The sequence below is a fragment of the Citrobacter sp. Ce104 genome, from assembly GCF_030334595.1.
Lineage (GTDB): Bacteria > Pseudomonadota > Gammaproteobacteria > Enterobacterales > Enterobacteriaceae > Citrobacter > Citrobacter europaeus.
On record NZ_JAOWDP010000064.1, the window covers coordinates 176,847 to 193,132 of the forward strand.

Consider the following 16,286-nt stretch of genomic DNA (forward strand, 5'->3'; position numbering starts at 1 on the left):
TGAACGGCTATACACCACTTTGTATAGTTCCTAACACAATTAAAGATTAAAATAGGATCCTGTCATCAAGAACGATTGGTTATTGCAAAATGAAAAATAAAAACCCATACCAAGCTTTACTACGCGGAAAGGTAACTTCAGCAATTGCGCAAGCCAGAGCTGCGGCTCATATGACACATCAAGGAGTAAAAGGGAGCGTTCTTGAAATATTACTAAGTCAACTTTTCCGACCTCTTTTACCCGCAGATATTGGTGTTGGTACAGGGCAAATCATCGATGCCTTTGGTAATCCCCCCTCTCCACAAATTGACATTGTTATCTATAACAAAGCGATACTCCCCCCTGTTCTAGTTGATAATAATGTCGGAATATTTCCAATAGAATCTGTTTTATATACTATTGAAGTTAAAACAACACTAAACTCACGAGAACTTTCAATCGCAGAACTCAGCGCAAAAACGATAAATACGGTCTATAAATATCTTCCAGGAAAACTTGATGAAGAAGGTAATAGAATAAACCATTCCATTAGTAAACCTCGTGCGGTTGTGTTCGCATTGAACACTGACTTAAAAGCCAATGGAATGACGGAAGCAGAAAGATATAAAAAGATATACAAAAAAGAAACTCATTACCTAGGTGCTATATGTGTTGCAGGACGTGAATATTGTTATGAGAATGATGAACATTGGATTTCCATGCGAAACGAAGAAGACTTTGATGAAGTATTAGCATTAATTTCCGGAATCACAAACACCTATAGAGGAGTCTCAGATAGTCGAGGGTATCCATTATTAGGATATTATGTCGCGCCTGAAAATATAACATCTATAATCACTCCTTCAGTCGTTCTACCTGAGTTAACAGTCAAATGTGTTCAATGTGGCAAGGAGCTTAAAACCATACCGACTTTTGCAGGTTTCAAGGATCTAACCATTAACGGAGCCATCACTATTCCATCTTTATGTGAATGCGGTGGAAAATTGACCTCTGAAAAAGGCACTTACATAATAAAGAATGAAAGACTCAGAGAAATAAACCCTATATAGAATTTTAGTCATCTGGTTAACCAAAGCAATAAGGTGTCACGGGTGACGGTTTCCACTTCTTCATTCACGCCCAGCAGGTGGCGCTCTGCGTAGCGGACCTCCGGGCCTTTTCGGCTGACGCGATCCCGCAGCCCGTAATGGTGAACACGGGCAATGCGCTGCACCTTGCCATCAAACTGCACGCTGGCGGAGTCCGCACTGGCGGTGGTTTTCAGGTATTTTGTGGTGCGAAGCTTTGCAAACATCTGGCGTTTGATGCGTCCCTTCTTGCTGCGGGCAGTCACCCGGCGCGGCTCGTAACCGCTGCCGTCTGGGTTACGCTGCAGCCGGATGTTCTGCTGCTGATTCTGGCGCAACTCCTGCGCCAGTTCCCGCATCATACGGCTGCGCGCAGCAGGCTCCAGATTCGCCAGCAGCGCTGCCAGCCACTCATCCACTTTATGCAGATTATCCACGTTTCACCATCCACATTTCTTCTGGCTCGTCGGGTTCCGACTCTGCCTCGACCGTTGATATACCGCCGTCAGTGCTGACCAGTACACGCTCCGTCAGTTGCAGATTCAGACTGATATCGCATACATCATTGCGCAGAATGTCTACTTCAAAGGTGAACAGTTTTTCGCGCAACTCCGGGTTGTTGATGGCGTCCGGCTGGTTCTCTCTGAGCCACAGCAACACGGGAGCCATCAGCAGATTCTGGTCGCCGCTGAAATCCTCGATCACCACGTTCAGAGTGTAGCGGTATTCCCATGACATAGAGCTGGCACCGGTTGCCACCAGTGAGCCGTTATCAACGAAAAGGTGAAGCTTATCCGGGTTGTTGCGGACATACGCCACCGCTTTATTCAGGGCGCTGCGCAGGGACTGCGGTTTGTTCACTGTTTCGCTCCTGACACGCAACTATCGTGTCGACTTTGTCAGCACAGACCGCCCAGGCGGCCTCTGTTTCATCCAGCGCCGTATTCAAATCACCGTTACTGCGCGGCGCTGACCTTTCCAGGCGGCACTGCGTCACTCTGGGACAGCCATTCACGGTAAGCTGCACCTCCGGCAAGGGCCGGACGTTCGCGCAGCCTGATAATGTCAGCAGGCAAAGGAGCGTCAGCCCAGCGGCGCAAATCCTCGTTTTCACGTTTCAGTTCCTCGATCCGGCGCTGGCGGCTTCGCAGCAGTGCGGTGGTCTGCTCCGCTGCCGCATAAAGCCGCGTCTGCTCCCGGCTGTTGGTTTCGGTCAGAACGGACAGGCCGATCAACTGACTGTTTTTCTTCGTCAGTTCCTGCGTTTTGCTTTTCAGCGCGGCGCCCTGCGTCTCAATGGTGTGACTGGCATTGTTAAGCCGCCACGACTGCCAGCCCAGCGCCGCAATAGCCAGCGCCAGCCCTACTACCAATGCGCGTGTCACGCTCCAGTTCCTTTTAAGCACCAGGCCATTTCCCGCGCGCGGCGGTTCTCCAGACCTTTATTTTTCACACCATTAACGTAAATCCAGCGCGGTAGCTGGTTGCATGCCTGCCACCACTGCTGGCGATTGATATATGACACCATGGTTGACCTGCAGATCGCGCCGGTCCCCACATTGAAACCAATACTCACCAGCGCATCGTAGACATGCTGCGGGGGCTTAACCGTCAGGCAGGCATCCAGCCTTTTTTCAGTCAGTAGTACATTGTTTATTAACCCCTGCGCCGCCTGCCGTTCCGTGATAGCTTTCCCCGGCACCACCCCGGATGTATTTCCGATCCCGTCGGTCCAGACACCTGCGCTGCACTGATACGGCTGCAGGCGGCATCCCTCGTAATCGGCAATCAGTTTCAGTCCTTCAACTGAAGTTTTGAGCGACTGAAAACCGGGCAGCGTGGCGGCGATAGCCAGCACAGTCCCGACAAGGCAGCGCTTAACGATTGAAGGATTCATATTCCCCCCGTGAAATTTTGCCATCGCGCAGCAACCTGAAAGACTGGTGTTTGTAGTACCAGTTGATAGCCAGCATCAGCACACCAATCAACACGCCGCCAACCGTTGATGCATCCTTGAGCGACAGATCGCCCAGCCATGCCAGCAGCACGGCGATGCAGTAAGTAATAAAGGCGCTGATTCGTTCAAGCGTCATAATTCAGTCCCATAGCTGGACGGTCTGCGCCGTGGTTGACGCCGTAATGTCCGGCAGTTCCACCTGCAGCCCGTGCGGTAAAAATGGGCCGTACTCTGCCAGCCCCGGATTTGCCTTCAGAACCTGCTCAGTGACCCCCTGCGTGCGCCCGTAATGACGCCAGCAAAGCGCGTCCACCGTGTCATACTGATGCGCACGCACTTTCATCAGATAAGCTCCACCGTACAGTGCGGCGCATCCTGCACCCGGCTGATGGCCCAGCGGGCATCACGCCACAGATCACCGCTGGCCTCCGCCAGCTCCTCCCCCCGTTTCACACCTGACGCCGTGGCGTCATAATCCTGATAACGCTCATTGAGTACGGCACGCGTCCAGCAAAAAACGGCGTTATGGTAGTGCCGGATACGCTCGCTTTTACCGTCCAGCATGTCCGCCGGAACCTCAGCCAGTGCCCGGTAGCCCAGCAACTGCTGGCGGTTGCGGAAGTCGTACAGCTCAGCGTTAACCTCAGAAATAGCCGTCAGCACAATCTGCTTTAAACGCGGCTGCGTCACCGTGCCGTCAGTTCGCATCACACTGCGAAATTCCGACAGGTCCACATCAGGCCAGAACGGCGTATTTTTGATGACCTCCGCCTGTTCTGGTGCCTGTTCTGGCGCAACAAACTTCATGCGGCTTTCTCCTGAATAAGTGGGCGGTGGACGGAATTTTGATGTGGCAGTGCCTTTCGCCATCCCGTGCCGCCCGTGCGCGGGGCACGTTCGTTAGCGGCTGTCATTGCGCAGTCTGCGCTCCAGCTGCTGCTTTTCTTTTTTCACACCGCAGCGGGGATCAAGCTGCAGCGCATGGGTAAGGTGATTCAGGGCTGACGCCGGGTTGCTTTCGCTCAGTACAGCGCCGATGGCTTTATGCAGGCGCGCCCGCGACTGGTCCGGCATATCCATATCGGTTGTCAGGTCCAGCGTCTGCAGAAGCAGATCGGCATCAAAACCGGCAGCGGCCAGCAGAGCGCTTTGTGCCGCGTCTGCCATTTCTTCTGCCAGCACGGTCTGCACGTTACGGTTGCCTAACGGCATCACCCAGCCATGGCGCAGCGCATGACGCCCGATTTCCAGCGCACCGGCATAATCACCGGCGTCAATACGCCACAGCATCACGTACATCAGCACGTCATCCTGTTGCGCACCTCCGGCAGCCAGCACGCCCTCCGCCCAGGCGGAATATTTCGGCAGCAGCTCCACCTTGATTTCCGCCTTTTTCACCGTGGACTGGATGCCTTTAAGCCGGCGGCGATCTTCTGCCAGCTGCAGCAGCATCAGGTCATAACCCGACGCATGGCGAACACTGCCGCCCTCACGGGCGGCCTGTTCAGCCTGAATGCGCAGGCGGTGCTGCCGTGCGGGACTCAGGCTCATGCGTTACTCCCCACTTTCCGGTGCGGCAGGCGCGCTGAAATCACCGATTTCGATGTTTTCAACCAGCGCCGCGCAGCGGTAGTCCTCGACCACATACGCCTCGTTGACGGATTCAAAGTTTTCAATCCGGTCACGTTTCGGATTGTCGATAACAGAACGGCGGCGGGTGTCTTCTTGCCAGTAGATAGACAGGTTATCCAGACGGGTGATCAGCAGGGCATTTGCCGGGAAGAAAGGCGCGCGCACAGCCTGCAGGCCGCCCATGCGTTTCTGGCTGATGATCAGATCGGCGGCGATTTTCTCGCTGTTGTCCTGCTCTTTGTTGACCAGCGGAAAATACTTGTCAGACAGCAGTTCACGACCACAGACGACAACCAGCTCGTCATCATCCTGATACTCCACATCGATTAGCTCGTTGACGGTATCCATTACCACCGCATCAAGATTTAGATACTTACCACCCGGACCTACTTTTACCGGCTCCGCCGTAGTGGTGCCGTCTTCTGCGGTTTTGCTGCCCATGACATGATCCGGCGCGTCTTCGCGGATTTTCTGCAGCCAGCCTTTATTAACGTCCTGCAGCAGCGGGTTTTCAGCACGATTGGACGTTTTGGCACGCTTCACGCCATTGAAGCCGATCATGATGCGGTCCAGCGCCTGACGCTTGACGATAGCGTTGCGGATACGCACCTGGAAGTCCTGGAATTTCGCCCACAGGTCCAGTTTTGCGTAGGTCAGAACCGTATCAAAGTTGGTCTGCTCGCATTTGTATTCCACGTCTTCCATCAGCGTCGGATCGGTAGGCTCGCGCTCTTTGGTGGTGGTATCGGTGGTTCCGGCAATGGTGCTGCCCACGCCCAGCCCCAGCAACTGCCCGGACTGCTCAGTGACCGGCGTGATGTTAATCAGCGTCAGGAAAGCGGCGGACTGCTGGATCTGGTCTTCCAGCGTCTGCTGCACGGACGGCTCTACGGTGAACTTACTGGAGAGTTCTTCAATCTCCACACCATTCAGGCGCGCCAGCTGCTGCAGGTAAGCGTTAAAGGCAAAGCGGGTTTTCTTTTTCATCGGGTTTTATGCTCCATCAGCAATTGGTCAGGGTGCCTGCCGGTGCGTCACCGCCCGGCGCGCGCTGGCGGTAATCCTTGCGGCTGTCTTCAATGCTCAGCTTTTGCTCAAGCTCGGCAAAGGCGGCCTGCTGCTCCTCCAGGGAGGACTCCAGCTCAGAAAGGCGCTGCTCCTGATCGGACAGGGATTTTTCCGTGCGCTCACTCAGGTTCTGCTGCTCAGTAGCGACCAGCTCCACGGCTTTATGCACATCAGAGAATCGCGCATCGTCGGTCTGCTCTTTTTTGGTGAACAACGCGGTGACGCGGGCAAAGAGGGACGGCTTTTCGTCCTGGGCTTCTTCCAGTTCGATCTGCGTTTCTTCGGCAGCGGTAAACAGGTTTTCAGGGTTCTGCTTACGGTTTGCCAGCGGGTTATGCGCGGTACTGGCGCTGAAAGCCAACATTTCGGTGCCAAGGCTCGCAGGATCGTCAGTTGCCGCCAGCCCCACAAGATAGGCTTTACCGGTGTCAGCAAACTTCGGGCTGACCTCCATGGAGGTAAACAGCTTCTGACCCTTTTTCACCAGCGCCACCAGGGAATCCGTCGGTTCAACATCGGCGTAAAGCGCCATCTTGCCTGCAAGCGGACCGTCCTGGATTTCCTCTGCAACCAGCGCCGTCACTTTGCCGTAACGGTTGAAGGCACTGTCCGGGGAATAAGACTTGATGTGCTCCAGGTTGATCAGCGCGGTATAGACCGTCGGGTTGTAGCTGGCAGCCATCTGCTCCAGCCATTCACGCTGGATCTCGCGCCCGTCAGTGGTGGCACCTTCCACCCCGATACGGAAACGCTTTGCTTTCACTGTCATGAGCCGTGCTCCGTTAGAAATAACTTACTAGAGCCTTATGTTTGCGGTGATAGGGGGAGTGAGACAACGCACTGTATTTGTACGGTAAACCACACAAACCGCAGCCGGGGAAAGCCGCCATCCAAGGCCGTATGTTTGGGCCATGAACACGACACTGACCCCCGCAGACCTCGATCCCCGTCGGCAGGCCATGCTGCTGTACTTTCAGGGATACCGCGTAGCCCGCATTGCTGAAATGCTGGGCGAAAAAGTTGCAACCGTTCACAGCTGGAAAAAACGCGACAAGTGGGGCGACTATGGGCCGCTGGATCAGATGCAGCTCACCACCGCCGCACGTTACTGCCAGCTCATCATGAAGGAGCAGAAAGAAGGGAAAGACTTCAAGGAAATTGACCTGCTGGCGCGCCAGTCAGAGCGCCACGCCCGGATCGGCAAATTTAACGATGGCGGGAACGAAGCTGATTTAAACCCGAAAGTCGCCAACCGTAACAAAGGACCACGCCGCCAGCCCGAAAAGAATGTTTTCACCGACGAGCAGATCGAAAAGCTGGAAGAAGTCTTCCACGCCTCTATGTTCGACTATCAGCGTCACTGGTTTGAAGCCGGGAAAACAAACCGCATCCGTAATCTGCTCAAGTCGCGCCAGATTGGCGCCACGTTTTATTTTGCCCGTGAAGCCCTTGTTGATGCCCTGCTGACCGGACGCAACCAGATTTTCCTTTCTGCCAGTAAGGCACAGGCGCACGTGTTTAAGCAGTACATCATCGACTTTGCCAAAGAAGTTGAGGTGGAGCTGAAAGGCGATCCCATGGTGCTACCCAATGGCGCTGCATTGTACTTCCTCGGCACCAACGCCCGTACGGCGCAGAGCTACCACGGCAACCTGTACCTTGATGAATATTTCTGGATACCGAAATTCCAGGAGCTGCGCAAGGTTGCCTCCGGTATGGCCATTCACAAGAAATGGCGACAAACCTACTTTTCCACGCCGTCCAGCCTGACCCACAGTGCCTATCCGTTCTGGTCCGGTGCGCTGTTTAATCGGGGCCGTGCCAAAGCGGACAAGGTGGATATTGACCTGACCCACAGCAACCTTGCGCGCGGCCTGCTCTGCCCTGACGGACAGTACCGCCAGATCGTCACCGTGGAGGATGCGGTGCGCGGAGGCTGTAACCTGTTCGACCTAGACCAACTGCGCATGGAGTACAGCCCGGACGAATACCAGAACCTGCTGATGTGCGAATTTATTGACGATCTGGCGTCAGTATTCCCGCTCAGCGAGCTGCAGGCGTGTATGGTGGACAGCTGGGAAGTCTGGACCGATTTTCAGGCACTGGCACTGCGCCCGTTTGGCTGGCGGGAAGTCTGGATCGGTTACGACCCGGCGAAAGGTACGCAGAACGGTGACAGCGCAGGCTGCGTGGTTATGGCACCACCCACTGTACCTGGCGGAAAGTTCCGCATTCTGGAGCGTCATCAGTGGCGCGGGATGGACTTCCGCGCCCAGGCTGATGCCATCAAAAAGCTGACGCAGCAGTACAACGTGACTTATATCGGCATCGACTCAACCGGCGTCGGTCACGGTGTTTATGAGAACGTAAAAGCGTTCTTTCCTGCCGTGCGGGAGTTTGTCTACAACCCCAACGTCAAAAACGCCCTGGTACTCAAGGCGTACGACATTATCAGCCACCGCCGTCTGGAGTTTGACGCCGGACACACAGACATCGCGCAGTCCTTTATGGCAATCCGCCGCGCCACTACCGCCAGCGGCAACCGTCCTACCTACGAAGCTAGCCGCAGCGAAGAAGCCAGCCACGCAGATTTGGCCTGGGCAACGATGCACGCCCTGTTTAACGAACCGCTGCAGGGCGAATCCGCCAATACCAGCAACATTGTGGAGATTTTTTGATGAGTGAACACGACGCCCAGACCAGCACCGCGCAAGTGCAGGAGGCCGAACAGCAGAAGAATACAACTCACGCCGAAGCGTTCAGCTTTGGCGATCCGATCCCGGTACTGGACCGCCGCGAACTGCTGGACTATGTGGAATGCGTACAGATGGACAGATGGTATGAACCGCCGGTGAGTTTTGATGGGCTGGCTCGCACCTACCGTGCCGCCGTGCACCACAGCTCACCGATTGCCGTTAAACGCAATATTCTTACCAGCACGTTTATCCCTCATCCGCTGCTCAGCCAGCAGGCCTTCAGCCGCTTTGTGCAGGATTATCTGGTTTTCGGAAACGCCTATCTGGAGAAGCGCACCAACCGCCTCGGCGGCATTCTGTCGCTGGAGCCATCGCTGGCGAAATACACCCGGCGTGGCGTGGATCTGGATACCTACTGGTTTGTGCAATACGGCATGACCACGCAGCCCTACGAGTTTACCAAAGGCAGCATCTTTCACCTGATGGAGCCGGATTTAAACCAGGAAATTTACGGCCTGCCGGAATATCTGTCAGCCATCCCTTCCGCCCTGCTGAATGAGTCCGCAACGCTGTTCCGCCGCAAGTATTACATCAACGGCAGTCATGCGGGTTTTATTATGTATATGACCGATGCGGCGCAGAACCAAGAGGACGTGAACAATATCCGCCAGGCCATGAAAAGTGCCAAAGGGCCAGGTAACTTTCGCAACCTGTTTATGTACTCCCCCAATGGCAAAAAAGATGGGATTCAGATCATCCCGCTGTCAGAAGTTGCGGCAAAGGATGAATTTTTGAACATCAAGAACGTGAGCCGTGATGACATGATGGCGGCGCACCGCGTTCCGCCGCAGATGATGGGGATTATGCCGAGCAATGTTGGGGGCTTTGGGGATGTGGAAAAGGCTAGTAAGGTTTTTGTAAAAAATGAGTTATTGCCATTACAAAAAAGAATGAAAGAATTCAACTATTGGGCCAGAGAGGAGGTAATAAAGTTCGAAGAATATGAAATTTAATTTAGAGCCTCATTTGAGGCTCACATTAAATTCAGAGTGTTTTGTTTCTCTAGTCGCTTAAGACGCAACAAAGCATCTCTCGACTCATTTATAATCATGATGACACTTTCATAATCTCTCTTTGTCTTTAGCGGCCTTGCCATATTACTATTTACCAAATCAACCGTACCTTCACAATTAAGATTTAAAGGATTATTCGGTTGATGTGGTACAACAGCAAAAACTGGACGCTTAGCTTTATTTGCAAAATCTGCCTGCGTCATTGTTCCGCTATTAAGCGCAGCTTCGATCAGTATAGAGCCCGCCGATAAGCCTACTTGTATTCGATTCCTTTGAACAAAGGATTGTTTTTGAGCGGGACGTCCCATAGGATATTCTGAAATCCATGCCCCCCCCTTCTCAATGATTTCTTGAGCAAGCCTGCTATTTTGCTTTGGCTTAGCTTCTTCGAGCCCATGAGCTAAAACAGCTATGGTTTTCCCTTTCGCCTGTAATGCTGCTTTATGGGCATTTGCATCAGTACCTATAGCCAAGCCACTCACAACAATATATCCAGCAGCTACAATTTGGCATGTTATTCTTCTAGTTATTTCCTCTCCAGCAGGAGAGATGTCACGAGATCCTACGATTGCAACACCAGGCAATTGAGTGAGGATATCTTTACCACCTTTAACATACAATATTGCAGGAGGATTTGGAGTAAACGCTAAACTTAAAGGATAATACTCAGACCCGAATGGCACGAGTTCTATACCATGAGAATGATGATTTTCAAGCTCTGCATTTGCGATTAAAAAATCCGTTTCAGAAATAATTTCTTTCAACAAACCATGGCTGTTGACCATTTGAGTCAAATCGCGAATATCACGAATCCTTTCAAAATCAATAAGCTCAAAGAATTTCAATACACTTTGGTCAGATGCTAACTTTCCGATCTGAATTGCTAATCCTAGTGTATTTTTTAATTCATCTGAGTGCACTTCTTTACTCCTCATAAGTTGCCGTTTCCAACAGCGACAATGGAATTGTTACACCTGCACCTGCAGACTCCAGTAAATAAAAACAAGCAGACAGGCTCCCCCCTGTCGTTTTGACATCGTCTAGTAATAACACATTTCGTCCGCGCAAGTTACCGCCCTTAACTCTGATAGTCGACATATGACCAGAAATTGAACGATCTCCGCCCTCTCTGTGGGCGCTGGGGACAGTACGGGTTCTCTCTAAACAACAGTCCACATTACCACGACGATAAGTACGAACAACGCGCTCTGCAACTTCGATCAATGCAGGGGAAATCCGGCCTGCGGTATGTGAAGGAACAATAGCTATCGAAAATGGACTTTCAACAAAACGCCCACCACCTCCTCGAATCACCAATCGTCCAACTTTGTCGATAGCTAACTCAGAAAAACGGTTGATAGCTCTTTGATGATTGCGGTTATCCTCATCCTTGAAATCCATCATTTGTCTTGATAGCTCATCATTGTGGGGGTTGCGTTCCCCTTGATACCAATAAGGATGATAAAAGCCACATGATGTCACGCTCACGGGTAAAAGCATTCTTCACTCTCATTTTTGTCTCGATAACATCCATGTTAAGCGAACCGATGTTTCAAAAACAAATACAAAATTAAGAACATTCTTATCGATCACATTTTATTTATGAACAGCCAACTAACGTTGCGCGCGCTCGTATCCCCGCCACGCCTGCCCGCTTTATGGCGTGGTTTTCATGCAGGTGCATGACGGATCGGAAAGCGCGCCAGTTCTGGCGGCCCCGGTCCATTGCGATCCTTTTTGGATCATGCGAATCCATGCACCATAGACATGCACTGCGTTATCAAGTCGCCGTATGCTGTATGGGAGGGAGATTCCCACGGTGCAAAATCACTAATGCGTGTTTTCATCTTGCCTTACTCCGTACTCGTTTAGCCTGGTAACCAGATCACTCGTCAACTCCGACAGCCAGGAGATCGCCACCTCCTTGTCGTCATCGCTACAATCTGAGCTGGCGACCAGCCGGGCCATAAGTTCTATCCGTTGCAGTGCAAGTGACTCCATGAACAAATCGTTCACAACTCCCTCCTAATATTACTGTTTATTTATACAGTACATCATATGTATTTAAAGCTGAAATAGTTTTTTACTCGGCTAACCCTTTGATTAATAGATAGCCTCATTCCAGCCCTCTTAGTACCACTGCCGCCATTTATCATCTTCCTGCAGTCGCTGATTTCGGTAGAACAAACGCAGCCCGGCCCCGGACGGGATACTGCCGCCACGCAGAAGCAGATCCACCTCGGTATCATTCGCATCAAATCCCCTAGATCTCAGTTCAGCATCAAGCTGCTGGCGCTGATGATTGCTAATCTGCTGTTTGTACCCTTTCCGCCGCTTCGGTTTTACCAATCTCAGCCGCGCCGTCAGCTCCCGCCGTTCCTTCGCGCTCAGATTATGAAGATCCGGCAGCAGCTCCGGTCCACTGGCTTCTGGTAAATCGCCCCCTGATTGGTTCAAATTTTCAACAGGGGGACAGTTATTGCCACGAGTCCAAGGGGCGCAAGCGCCCTGGTCGGCTGTCGCCTCCTGAACGTCAACGGCCTTACGAACCTTTTTCCACTTCATCGCGTGCGTGCAAATCTTGCCCTCTACAATCGGGGACCAGATGCCATAGATACGGATACCGTGATCGCCGTAGGCGCTCGGTTCGTCGTTAAGCTCATAAGCCGTGCGGACAAGGTGATGTTTGCGGGGAACCAGTACACCGCCCTGCTTCATGATGTAGGTAGCAAAGCAGCCCGCATCAGCTGCTGCCAGCACCGCATCCAGACGCGGGTTATTCAGTACCGGCGCACCCACTTTGTGCTCGCCCTGCGCTCTCGCGACCTGACCAGCCAGCAAGCGCAACTCGCGATATGCCTGACGCCCCGGAATACCAAAGAAACGGAACTGCTGAACTCGGTGCAGCGACGCCCAGGCGGTGACGTGCTCGGCGCTGTCACGCAGTGACCGGCCTGTTTCTTTGCTGATCTCTTTAGCCAGCCCACGCCCGTCGATATTCTTACTGATGTATTTGGCAATGTAGCTGGTCGGCGTCCCCTTACGCGGGTTGATTAGCTCAGACTTAAAACGCGGTCCCGTATTGTTGCCCAGCTCCTCGCGGTCTTCACGTATGGAAAACTTACGCAGCAGCGCAGTGATGGAGCGGCGGTCTTTTTTGCGCATAAAACACAGCAGATGCCAGTGCACGGTGCCATCATGATGTGGCTCTGCAACGCGGACGCCGTACCAGCGCAGCCCGGATTTGTGCATGGCCTTGCGGAAAGCGGCGAATGTATCAACCAGATAGTCACTGCTCTGCCGGACCGTGGCGCTGGTCCATTTCGGATTAGGTCTGCCGTTGTTGAGGGTTGCGTGGAAGCGTGACGGGCAGGTGATGGTATAGAACACTGCGCAGTCTCCACGCATTTCCGCGATCAGCTCCAGCCCTTTAACACAGGCCATCATTTCATTACGGCGGTGCGCCGGGTTGCTGTTGCTGGCGTTCACCACATCTTCCATATCCAGCGTGTCACCGTCTTCGTTGACCAGTTCATGCGAGCGGAAGAACTCCAACGATTTGCGACGCTGCTCGCGTTTGTGTATCACGGCTTCATAGCTGACATACGGGGACGCTTTCTTGTTGACCAGGCAGACGGCGCGCAGCTGCTCCTCCCGCCACTCGCAGCGCATCTGCCACAATTTGCGATACCACCAGTCCGCGCACAGCATGCGCGCCAGCGACGGTGGGATAAGTTCATAAGGCACCGGCTTGCGGCGGCGCTTTTTGCGGCGCAACCTCTCAAAGGCAGGCGGGATGACCTCAAGGCGCATGGCTTCTGCAGCAACCCTTTCCCATGCCTGGCGGATTTCTTCTGGTTTAACATCGTCACTGACAAACAGATCACCGCAAGCCGCATCAAGACACATGCTCATATGTGCCGCAACCAGCGTGGAAAGGCGCTTGACCTGCTCCTGATTCATTTCAAGCAGTACCAGCAGCCCCTCCAGCCCGTCCTGGCTCGCCATGAACCGGAAAGACGCAGACACCTGGCTGTCACGCACGCGCTCCAGCCGCTCAAGACAAGGCCTGATTGTTTCGCGCAGATAGCGGGAGTAAGCTTTAGCCTTGCCCAGGCTATGGAAGTATTTAATCCGCTCCAGCAGAGGCTTGCTGATATGGGCAGGCATGGCGCTTACATCGGCAATAATCACTAAATCGGGATTAACGCGCTGCTGTTCGCGGGCCATTTTGGCATGGCTAATTAGCTGATCCTGCTCTATTTCACGCTGGACAGGATCACGGGATTCATTAAAGAAATAGCGTTCCCAAACCTCATCACTCAACACCTCACGGCGCAGTTGCTCCTGCTCGTTATCCGCAGCGTACAGAGTGATCAGGTTTGAAAGTGCAGACACCGGCGCAACGTCCGCCGGTTCCAGATACGGGTTAACCGCTTTTTTTGGGGTATTCCATGGAAAGGCCACGGCGGTCACAGTCGGACCGCCTTTATCTTTTAGTAGCTCAGACATCACTGGAAGACTCCGAAGCTCACAAAGCACCTCGGGTGTAGTGCATCCCTTTCAGCTCTGCTATTTCCTGACAGGTGACGCAGAGATCACAGCCCGGCACTGCAGCACGACGCTGTTCCGGGATGACGATTCCGCAACACTCACACTCCAGAGAAGAAGCCCCAGTCTTTCGGCTGCGAGCTGTTTGGATGTGGCGCTGGCGTTCTTCTTCAACGCGCTGTTGTACGAGGTCCATTGAATCAGCCATCAGTGGATCTCCTGCGCTTCGTTCTGAATATTTTCAGCCGCAATACGCAGCAGCTCCGCCGCTTCAACGTGGTTAAGCTGGCGTGACGTGATATGGCAAGCCAGGCTATCAAGACGGGCTGCCATTGCCGAGGCACGTGCCCAGCGTTCTTCCATGCGCGCATCAGTCAGCATCTGATTAAGGCCAGCATCATCTGGTCCTGTTTTGGTGATACGGGTTTCAATATTTCGCATTGTTGTTTCTCCTGAATTTGGGCAATAAGAAGCCCGGCGGGTTTACGCCATTAATTTCTGTTGTGGATTAATTCGGCATGGTTAGCCGTTTTGGAAATAAGCTCACCACTGCACGAAAATGATTCATTGCTTTAATCAGTTCCCGTTTTTCGTCAGTAGTCAGATCACTAATATTGACGCAATGACGTTCTGCCGGAATTTTTGCCATATAAAATATGGCTGCCAGTGCCCTCTCATTTTGTTTATTGTTAACATCTTTTTGGTCTCGCATATCTTCAATGAACCGTTCAAGCTCCGACTCAATATTCAGGCCGAACACTTTTGCACGTAGTTCTGCAATATGGTTCAGTCCGTCCAGGCGTTTGCCGGGGCTTAGTGGAACAGTTGCCGCCGAGCCATCAATAGCCATTACCCCCTCCTGTCTCATCGTACATATACCTATTTAAAGTTGTGCCGGGAATTTTTTCACACGCCCGGCGCGTGCCTTGGTGGTAGACTATTTGCGCCAACAATCATCTACCTCGCGAAGGAGAAATCTGATGTCAGACTCTGACAACTTCCATGTATTGCCTCGTCCTGCCCCTGCACCTAAGCCAGAACCGGGGCAAGATAAAAAATAGGAATCCGGCATGACTAAACAAAGCTCCGAATATTTCCAGTTGCATTACTGCTATTACCTTGAGGCAATGACGGCAACGCTTCACGGTAGGGCTGACAAATTGATGACAGCTATCCAGCTTATTAGCGGTACTGCAGTATTTGCCGATACAGGATTGGAATGGTTGTTCGCTTTGCCCGTTGTTGTAATCGCAACAATTCAACTTGTGTGGCAACCCGCAATTATTTCCGAGCGTGCTACCGTACAAAGCCGCCAGTACGGGGAATTGCTTTATGCTGGAGATGAACTGACCCCGGAACTGATCGCACAAAAATTGAAAACGCTGCATCACTCTGACTCCGCACCTTTCGGTTCTTTGTTAAATCCAGCCTACAAAAGAGCAGCTATTGCATGTGGTCGGACTGACGACACTAAGCTCAGCTTCCAGGAAAAGCTTTTCGCCTGGTTTGCAGGATGCTTGCCACGTTAAAACTTAGACGTTGTAGCAATCTCTTTTTACCTATTCCCCGGACAGCCTGCTTCCGGGGAGACTGTTCAATACACGGATGCCACTTTTTCCCATCAGGTAAGTAAATCCAGCCGTGACCGCAGTGCATTGCAGGACTTTGCTTAACGAGAAGTGATGCAAAAGATGGTTCTTTCGTCAGCATAAGCACCTCAGATCAGACCGAACGAAGCGCCGAGGCCCGTCACGGTGTCCACCGCACTAGCCATCGCTGGATTTACCTGTAGACGCGCCTGTAATGAAACTGCGGTCAGTGCCATCAAACGCGTAACTGAATTAATGCTGCTGATTACATCGCGACGGCCTGCAGTAGTTTTCACATCACCAGAGACAGCTCCGGCAGCAACACGACCTATTTCTGCGGTAGCACTCATGACGTAATGCGGTAATTTCTCTTTTGCAACTTCGTTTACCGGGACACATGGCAAGCAATGAATTTGCGCCAGAAATCCATCAACCAATGTTGAGTCTTCGGTGAGATCGGTGAGCAACCAGATATCTGGTGCGGTGAGCAAATGTGGTTGCTCAGGGTTTAGCTTATTACGTAGAGTCTGAACGTTCATACCTGCGCGTTCTGCCAGCTTCGACATGTTGTGACGCAAAGCGAAAGTCCGGCAGGCTTCATCAAAATGTCTTTGTTTGGAAACTTTATAATCAAACATAGTTTTCATCTCCGA

General features: G+C 52.4%; 23 protein-coding genes. 4 read left to right on the plus strand and 19 right to left on the minus strand.

Going from position 1 to position 16,286, the window contains the following annotated elements; all coding sequences use genetic code 11:
* Positions 1–89 precede the first annotated feature (89 nt).
* Complete coding sequence (locus tag OGW16_RS11475; RefSeq protein ID WP_080625486.1) at positions 90–1,049, plus strand: DUF6602 domain-containing protein; 960 nt, start codon at positions 90–92, stop codon at positions 1,047–1,049.
* An 8-nt stretch (positions 1,050–1,057) separates the two neighbouring features.
* Here the strand turns inward: OGW16_RS11475 and OGW16_RS11480 are convergent, their stop codons facing one another.
* The 11 genes from OGW16_RS11480 to OGW16_RS11530 all read right to left on the minus strand — a co-directional run bounded on the left by OGW16_RS11480 (position 1,058) and on the right by OGW16_RS11530 (position 6,493).
* Positions 1,058–1,504: a phage virion morphogenesis protein gene (locus OGW16_RS11480; protein WP_080625487.1), complete on the minus strand. Its 447-nt coding sequence runs from the start codon at positions 1,502–1,504 to the stop codon at positions 1,058–1,060.
* Positions 1,497–1,928, minus strand: a complete 432-nt coding sequence (locus OGW16_RS11485; protein ID WP_080625488.1) for a phage tail protein — start codon at positions 1,926–1,928, stop codon at positions 1,497–1,499. Before OGW16_RS11485 ends, OGW16_RS11480 begins: the two co-directional genes overlap by 8 nt.
* Complete coding sequence (gene lysC / locus OGW16_RS11490; protein ID WP_240618693.1) at positions 1,891–2,139, minus strand: Rz1-like lysis system protein LysC; 249 nt, start codon at positions 2,137–2,139, stop codon at positions 1,891–1,893. Before lysC ends, OGW16_RS11485 begins: the two co-directional genes overlap by 38 nt.
* Positions 2,024–2,452, minus strand: a complete 429-nt coding sequence (lysB, locus tag OGW16_RS11495) for an Rz-like lysis system protein LysB (RefSeq protein WP_080625490.1) — start codon at positions 2,450–2,452, stop codon at positions 2,024–2,026. The genes lysC and lysB overlap by 116 nt, the downstream gene beginning before the upstream one ends.
* The gene (locus OGW16_RS11500; protein ID WP_105179625.1) at positions 2,449–2,964 is read right to left on the minus strand and encodes a lysozyme; all 516 of its coding nucleotides are present in this window, start codon (positions 2,962–2,964) and stop codon (positions 2,449–2,451) included. The genes lysB and OGW16_RS11500 overlap by 4 nt, the downstream gene beginning before the upstream one ends.
* Positions 2,945–3,160: an HP1 family phage holin gene (locus OGW16_RS11505; protein WP_001397650.1), complete on the minus strand. Its 216-nt coding sequence runs from the start codon at positions 3,158–3,160 to the stop codon at positions 2,945–2,947. The genes OGW16_RS11500 and OGW16_RS11505 overlap by 20 nt, the downstream gene beginning before the upstream one ends.
* Before the next feature lie 3 nt (positions 3,161–3,163).
* Positions 3,164–3,367 (minus strand): tail protein X, encoded by a 204-nt coding sequence (locus OGW16_RS11510; protein WP_001397651.1) that lies wholly within the window; start codon positions 3,365–3,367, stop codon positions 3,164–3,166.
* Complete coding sequence (locus OGW16_RS11515; RefSeq protein WP_080625492.1) at positions 3,367–3,831, minus strand: head completion/stabilization protein; 465 nt, start codon at positions 3,829–3,831, stop codon at positions 3,367–3,369. Before OGW16_RS11515 ends, OGW16_RS11510 begins: the two co-directional genes overlap by 1 nt.
* Before the next feature lie 93 nt (positions 3,832–3,924).
* Positions 3,925–4,575, minus strand: a complete 651-nt coding sequence (locus tag OGW16_RS11520; RefSeq protein ID WP_080625493.1) for a phage terminase small subunit — start codon at positions 4,573–4,575, stop codon at positions 3,925–3,927.
* 3 nt (positions 4,576–4,578) lie between these two features.
* Positions 4,579–5,643 carry a phage major capsid protein, P2 family gene (locus OGW16_RS11525; RefSeq protein WP_080625494.1) on the minus strand — a complete coding sequence of 355 codons (1,065 nt, stop codon included), beginning with the start codon at positions 5,641–5,643 and terminating at the stop codon, positions 4,579–4,581.
* A gap of 16 nt (positions 5,644–5,659) precedes the next feature.
* Positions 5,660–6,493, minus strand: a complete 834-nt coding sequence (locus tag OGW16_RS11530; RefSeq protein WP_080625495.1) for a GPO family capsid scaffolding protein — start codon at positions 6,491–6,493, stop codon at positions 5,660–5,662.
* A gap of 142 nt (positions 6,494–6,635) precedes the next feature.
* On the opposite strand from OGW16_RS11530, the gene OGW16_RS11535 reads away from it, so the two are divergent.
* Together OGW16_RS11535 and OGW16_RS11540 are read left to right on the plus strand one after the other, a co-directional pair.
* Positions 6,636–8,402 carry a terminase ATPase subunit family protein gene (locus tag OGW16_RS11535; protein WP_080625496.1) on the plus strand — a complete coding sequence of 589 codons (1,767 nt, stop codon included), beginning with the start codon at positions 6,636–6,638 and terminating at the stop codon, positions 8,400–8,402.
* A complete protein-coding gene (locus OGW16_RS11540; RefSeq protein WP_080625497.1) occupies positions 8,402–9,433 on the plus strand; it encodes a phage portal protein in 1,032 nt (343 codons plus the stop codon). Before OGW16_RS11535 ends, OGW16_RS11540 begins: the two co-directional genes overlap by 1 nt.
* A 20-nt stretch (positions 9,434–9,453) precedes the next feature.
* On the opposite strand, the gene OGW16_RS11545 is transcribed toward OGW16_RS11540, so the two are convergent.
* The 6 genes from OGW16_RS11545 to OGW16_RS11575 form a co-directional block, all read right to left on the minus strand.
* Positions 9,454–10,413 (minus strand): DNA-processing protein DprA, encoded by a 960-nt coding sequence (locus OGW16_RS11545; RefSeq protein WP_420921582.1) that lies wholly within the window; start codon positions 10,411–10,413, stop codon positions 9,454–9,456.
* 4 nt (positions 10,414–10,417) lie between these two features.
* Positions 10,418–10,993 (minus strand): phosphoribosyltransferase, encoded by a 576-nt coding sequence (locus OGW16_RS11550; protein WP_080625498.1) that lies wholly within the window; start codon positions 10,991–10,993, stop codon positions 10,418–10,420.
* A 630-nt stretch (positions 10,994–11,623) separates the two neighbouring features.
* Positions 11,624–14,005, minus strand: coding sequence for a replication endonuclease (locus OGW16_RS11560; RefSeq protein ID WP_286518471.1), 2,382 nt, complete (start codon positions 14,003–14,005; stop codon positions 11,624–11,626).
* A gap of 19 nt (positions 14,006–14,024) precedes the next feature.
* Positions 14,025–14,252 carry a TraR/DksA family transcriptional regulator gene (locus OGW16_RS11565; protein WP_080625500.1) on the minus strand — a complete coding sequence of 76 codons (228 nt, stop codon included), beginning with the start codon at positions 14,250–14,252 and terminating at the stop codon, positions 14,025–14,027.
* Entirely contained in the window at positions 14,252–14,485 is a 234-nt protein-coding gene (locus OGW16_RS11570; RefSeq protein ID WP_080625501.1) for a DUF2732 family protein, read from the minus strand. The genes OGW16_RS11565 and OGW16_RS11570 overlap by 1 nt, the downstream gene beginning before the upstream one ends.
* A gap of 67 nt (positions 14,486–14,552) precedes the next feature.
* Positions 14,553–14,894, minus strand: coding sequence for a DUF5347 domain-containing protein (locus OGW16_RS11575; RefSeq protein WP_080625502.1), 342 nt, complete (start codon positions 14,892–14,894; stop codon positions 14,553–14,555).
* Between the two features lie 220 nt (positions 14,895–15,114).
* Between OGW16_RS11575 and OGW16_RS11580 the strand changes: the two genes are divergently transcribed.
* Entirely contained in the window at positions 15,115–15,573 is a 459-nt protein-coding gene (locus OGW16_RS11580; RefSeq protein WP_080625503.1) for a hypothetical protein, read from the plus strand.
* Here the strand turns inward: OGW16_RS11580 and OGW16_RS11585 are convergent.
* Positions 15,521–15,754, minus strand: a complete 234-nt coding sequence (locus OGW16_RS11585; RefSeq protein WP_080625504.1) for a phage filamentation protein Fil family protein — start codon at positions 15,752–15,754, stop codon at positions 15,521–15,523. The genes OGW16_RS11580 and OGW16_RS11585 overlap by 53 nt on opposite strands.
* Positions 15,755–15,761: 7 nt before the next feature.
* Positions 15,762–16,271, minus strand: a complete 510-nt coding sequence (locus tag OGW16_RS11590) for a phage regulatory CII family protein (RefSeq protein ID WP_080626332.1) — start codon at positions 16,269–16,271, stop codon at positions 15,762–15,764.
* Positions 16,272–16,286 lie beyond the last annotated feature (15 nt).

What these genes read in the sequence shown, in the direction of transcription:
- OGW16_RS11535 (WP_080625496.1), top strand. Translation starts at nt 6,636, where the DNA reads ATGAACACGACACTGACCCCCGCAGACCTCGATCCCCGTCGGCAGGCC.
- OGW16_RS11500 (WP_105179625.1), bottom strand. Translation starts at nt 2,964, where the DNA reads ATGAATCCTTCAATCGTTAAGCGCTGCCTTGTCGGGACTGTGCTGGCT.
- OGW16_RS11510 (WP_001397651.1), bottom strand. Translation starts at nt 3,367, where the DNA reads ATGAAAGTGCGTGCGCATCAGTATGACACGGTGGACGCGCTTTGCTGG.
- OGW16_RS11585 (WP_080625504.1), bottom strand. Translation starts at nt 15,754, where the DNA reads ATGCTGACGAAAGAACCATCTTTTGCATCACTTCTCGTTAAGCAAAGT.
- OGW16_RS11530 (WP_080625495.1), bottom strand. Translation starts at nt 6,493, where the DNA reads ATGACAGTGAAAGCAAAGCGTTTCCGTATCGGGGTGGAAGGTGCCACC.
- OGW16_RS11505 (WP_001397650.1), bottom strand. Translation starts at nt 3,160, where the DNA reads ATGACGCTTGAACGAATCAGCGCCTTTATTACTTACTGCATCGCCGTG.
- OGW16_RS11590 (WP_080626332.1), bottom strand. Translation starts at nt 16,271, where the DNA reads ATGTTTGATTATAAAGTTTCCAAACAAAGACATTTTGATGAAGCCTGC.
- OGW16_RS11570 (WP_080625501.1), bottom strand. Translation starts at nt 14,485, where the DNA reads ATGCGAAATATTGAAACCCGTATCACCAAAACAGGACCAGATGATGCT.
- OGW16_RS11520 (WP_080625493.1), bottom strand. Translation starts at nt 4,575, where the DNA reads ATGAGCCTGAGTCCCGCACGGCAGCACCGCCTGCGCATTCAGGCTGAA.
- OGW16_RS11565 (WP_080625500.1), bottom strand. Translation starts at nt 14,252, where the DNA reads ATGGCTGATTCAATGGACCTCGTACAACAGCGCGTTGAAGAAGAACGC.
- OGW16_RS11525 (WP_080625494.1), bottom strand. Translation starts at nt 5,643, where the DNA reads ATGAAAAAGAAAACCCGCTTTGCCTTTAACGCTTACCTGCAGCAGCTG.
- OGW16_RS11515 (WP_080625492.1), bottom strand. Translation starts at nt 3,831, where the DNA reads ATGAAGTTTGTTGCGCCAGAACAGGCACCAGAACAGGCGGAGGTCATC.
- OGW16_RS11575 (WP_080625502.1), bottom strand. Translation starts at nt 14,894, where the DNA reads ATGGCTATTGATGGCTCGGCGGCAACTGTTCCACTAAGCCCCGGCAAA.
- OGW16_RS11560 (WP_286518471.1), bottom strand. Translation starts at nt 14,005, where the DNA reads ATGTCTGAGCTACTAAAAGATAAAGGCGGTCCGACTGTGACCGCCGTG.
- OGW16_RS11475 (WP_080625486.1), top strand. Translation starts at nt 90, where the DNA reads ATGAAAAATAAAAACCCATACCAAGCTTTACTACGCGGAAAGGTAACT.
- OGW16_RS11540 (WP_080625497.1), top strand. Translation starts at nt 8,402, where the DNA reads ATGAGTGAACACGACGCCCAGACCAGCACCGCGCAAGTGCAGGAGGCC.
- OGW16_RS11550 (WP_080625498.1), bottom strand. Translation starts at nt 10,993, where the DNA reads ATGCTTTTACCCGTGAGCGTGACATCATGTGGCTTTTATCATCCTTAT.
- OGW16_RS11580 (WP_080625503.1), top strand. Translation starts at nt 15,115, where the DNA reads ATGACTAAACAAAGCTCCGAATATTTCCAGTTGCATTACTGCTATTAC.